4 protein-coding genes and 1 pseudogene are annotated in these 3,465 nt (G+C 57.9%); all 5 read left to right on the top strand.

Features of this window, described 5'->3' with window-relative positions; all coding sequences use genetic code 11:
• Positions 1-123: 123 nt before the first annotated feature.
• Entirely contained in the window at positions 124-1,182 is a 1,059-nt protein-coding gene (locus ACXRVY_RS20700) for a PDDEXK nuclease domain-containing protein (protein WP_223457867.1), read from the top strand.
• Between the two features lie 68 nt (positions 1,183-1,250).
• Complete coding sequence (locus ACXRVY_RS20695) at positions 1,251-2,225, top strand: alpha/beta hydrolase family protein (RefSeq protein WP_458238123.1); 975 nt, start codon at positions 1,251-1,253, stop codon at positions 2,223-2,225.
• A gap of 91 nt (positions 2,226-2,316) precedes the next feature.
• Positions 2,317-2,733, top strand: coding sequence for a hypothetical protein (locus ACXRVY_RS20690; RefSeq protein ID WP_458238122.1), 417 nt, complete (start codon positions 2,317-2,319; stop codon positions 2,731-2,733).
• Between the two features lie 6 nt (positions 2,734-2,739).
• Positions 2,740-3,192, top strand: a complete 453-nt coding sequence (locus ACXRVY_RS20685) for a hypothetical protein (protein ID WP_223457869.1) — start codon at positions 2,740-2,742, stop codon at positions 3,190-3,192.
• Between the two features lie 170 nt (positions 3,193-3,362).
• Positions 3,363-3,465: pseudogene (locus ACXRVY_RS20680) on the top strand (AbrB/MazE/SpoVT family DNA-binding domain-containing protein); the annotation flags it as partial.

Raw genomic sequence — 3,465 nt, 5'->3', positions numbered from 1 at the left:
GACTCAGACCCGTCCTGCCGCAGAACCCGTTATTTCCTGCCTGTTTCTCAGTAACTCCCGGCATCTTCGAAGGGTGCTCACTTGTCATGCTCTTTCGCCGTTCAACCTGCTGCGGAAGACCTCATGACGGCCCTCACATCCAACGACACTCACGACCCACATCTGGCATCACTGCTTGGCAACCTTGGCAAATTGATCCATCAGGCACGTCAGAAGGTGCTTCGGGCGGTCGATACCGTTCAGGTACAAACCTGTTGGCAAATTGGTCGGCACATCGTTGAGTTCGAACAGAACGGCGCACGACGGGCGAGGTATGGCAAAGAGTTACTGTCTACCTTGGCCAAAGCGCTAACTGCTGAATTCGGAAAGGGATTTGACGCTTCCAACCTTCGGTATATGCGCCTGTTCTATCAAGCCTTTCCAATTCGTGACGCACTGCGTCACGAATTGAGCTGGACCCACTACCGCCGCCTGCTTCGGGTCGACAACGACAGCGCTCGTCTCTGGTACATGAACGAATCAGCCACCCAAAACTGGTCAAGCCGCGCCCTGGAGCGCCAGATCAATACGTTGTACTACGAACGTCTGCTGGCGAGCCGCGATCGCGGCAGTCTCAAGCAGGAGGCCGCCACCAACATTCAAAACATGAAGGCCAGCCCTCGGGATTTCATCCGTGACCCGGTGGTACTGGAGTTTCTTGGTTTACCCAATGCAGGCAAACTTCAGGAAAGCGAGATCGAACAAGCGCTGATCGAACAATTGCAGGGCTTCTTGCTGGAACCGGGAAAGGGCTTTGCGTTCATTGCCCGCCAGCAACGCATCAGTACCGACAGCAAAGACTTCTACATCGACCTGGTGTTCTACAACTACTTGCTCAAGTGCTTCGTCATCTTCGATATCAAGCGCGGTGAACTGACMCATCAGGATGTGGGGCAGATGGACATGTACGTGCGCATGTACGACGACCTCAAACGTAGCGCGCAAGACAGCCCCACCGTCGGCATAATTCTCTGTGCGCAAAAGGATGAATCCGTGGTGCGTTACTCCGTGCAGGACGGAAACGAGCAACTGCTCGCCAACAAGTACAAGCTTGTCCTGCCGAGTGAGGAAGAACTGCGTAACGAACTGGATCGGGAACGGGCGGCTCTTGAAGAACGGCTGCTCGATCAATCATTGCGTTGAGGTGAATGGATTGTTCATCAACGGCATCAAGACTATCGTTGGCAGCTACCCGCAAAGGTCTGACGCCGATGAATTTGCAGGACACGCCTCCACTGGCCCCCACTTCCATCGAGTTGCCGCTGCCGGATACCACCCCCGGCAAATCGTTCAAGGAAACCGCCTCGGACGGTTTCATCCTCGGTGGCTTCACCTGGCGACACCCTTCTCGGGACGCCGCTCGTCCGGTCGTGATCATCRATGCCGCCACCTCGGTCCGTTGTCGCCATTACTCGCGCTTCGCCGACTACCTGTTCGCCCACGGCTTCGATGTCATCACCTATGACTACCGCGGCATCGGCGAGTCTCGGCCGGCATCGCTCAAGGGGCTTCAAGCCTCGTGGACCGATTGGGGAGCGCTGGATTTCGAGGCGATGCTCAAGCGCGCACAGCGTGAGTTCCCAAGGCAGCCTATCGATGTGGTCGGCCACAGCTTTGGCGGCTGTGCAGCGGGCCTGGGGGCGTCCGGGCACCTGATCCGGCGTCTGGTGACGGTCGGTGCGCAATTCGCCTACTGGCGCGACTATGCGCCGGCCCATCGCTGGCGCATGTTCGGCAAGTGGCATGTACTGATGCCACTGGTAACGATGATCTACGGCTACTTTCCGGGCAAACGCCTTGGCTGGCTGGAAGACACACCCGCCGGCGTGGTCCGTGACTGGAGCCTCTCCACTGCCCGTTACGAAAAACGCGCCAGCGGCCGCGCGATCAGCACAACCACCGGGCAGTTGCCCTTTGCCGGTGTCACTGCGCAAACCCTGGCCATCAGCATCAGCGACGACCCTTACGGCACGATCCCGGCCATCGAACGCCTGCTCGGCTACTTTACCGGCAGCACAAACTCCCACTTGCGTATCCACCCTGAAGACATCGGCGAAGAAGAAGTCGGACATTTCGCCTTTTTTCGCAGCGCATACCAAGCCACACTATGGCCCATTGCATTGGCCTGGCTGCAAAATGGCGAACTGACCCCCGATACCCCCGGGCGGCGAGTGCCATGCAGCTAGGGGGCGTTCTCAATTAGTTTTCACGCCGCGAAAACTAATTGAGAACGCCCCCTGGGCCTTTTGCCCTTTCAACGAATACGGAACGACGCCCATGGCCTCCGCCAACAAGCAGCAAAAACGCGCCTCCCGCGCCAAGGCCAAGGCCAAGCAGAACCGCACCCAGCGGGCTGCTGCACCGGTGGAACTGGACCCGAACGACGATCGCATCGACTTCGAATCGGTGGACCTGACCGACATGTTCAAAGAGATGATCGACGCACAAAAAATCAGCCAGCAAGCCATGTGCGCGGCCTTTTTGGAACATCCGCTTATCGCACTGGTACTGGRGCAGGAAGGTGAGGAAACAGCGACAGACTTCATCCTTGCCGCGCTGATCGAATATCGCCAATGGTCCGCTGAAACCGACGAAGCCGGCGCCCTGGCATGGATCGAATCACCGGCCTTCCAGGCTGACTACGTGGCGGCGTCCGACGCCATTGCCGCGCAAACCCAACAGAAACCGAACTGAGTTCCCATGGCCTCCCTGAACAAGCAACAGAAACGCGCCAAGCGTGCAAAAGCCAAAGCCAAGCAGATCAATATCCACGGCCGCAAACCCGCCGCGCTGGACGATGACCTTGGCCACCTCGCCGAACCGATCCCGGAATACACCCTGGCGATGTTCAGCAAAATGCGCGACGCCGAAGCGGTCAGCCGCAGCGAAATGCTCTCGGTATTGCTGACGAACCTCGCCTTTATCATCATCGACCATCCAGAACTGCTGGACATGGAAAACGCCGACGACGAAGGCATGGCCGCCACCCACCTGGCCGCMGACATGCTGATCGACTACCGCATGTGGGCCGACGGCATGGACCGCGACGCCGCCCAGGCATGGCTGAGCGAGCCGCAGTTCATTGCTGACTTCAGCGCTGCGCTGGATGTCTACCGCGAGTCGCTGGAAGCTCCGGAAGAAAAAGCCGAATAAAGGTTACGATTCAAACAAAAACGGCCGCTCGTCATCACTGACAGCGGCCTTTTTTTGGCTCTGAATCGAGCACTTTCCTTCCGTCAGGCACCTCGTATATCCCATTGACATATCCAACACAAAACCTATCCTTCTTACTCATCGCGCCAGCACAAGCGCAGGAGGTCCAAATGGAACAGACAACCCTTTTCATGAGAAATCGAAGCCAGGCCGTTCGCCTGCCGAAAGCTGTAGCCTTGCCAAGCGACGTGAAACGAGTCGACGTCGTTGCCG

It is taken from the genome of Pseudomonas sp. P5_A2_2 (assembly GCF_054177685.1).
The sequence above is the reverse complement of the archived record's forward strand: the minus strand, read 5'-3'. Positions and strand labels throughout refer to the sequence as shown.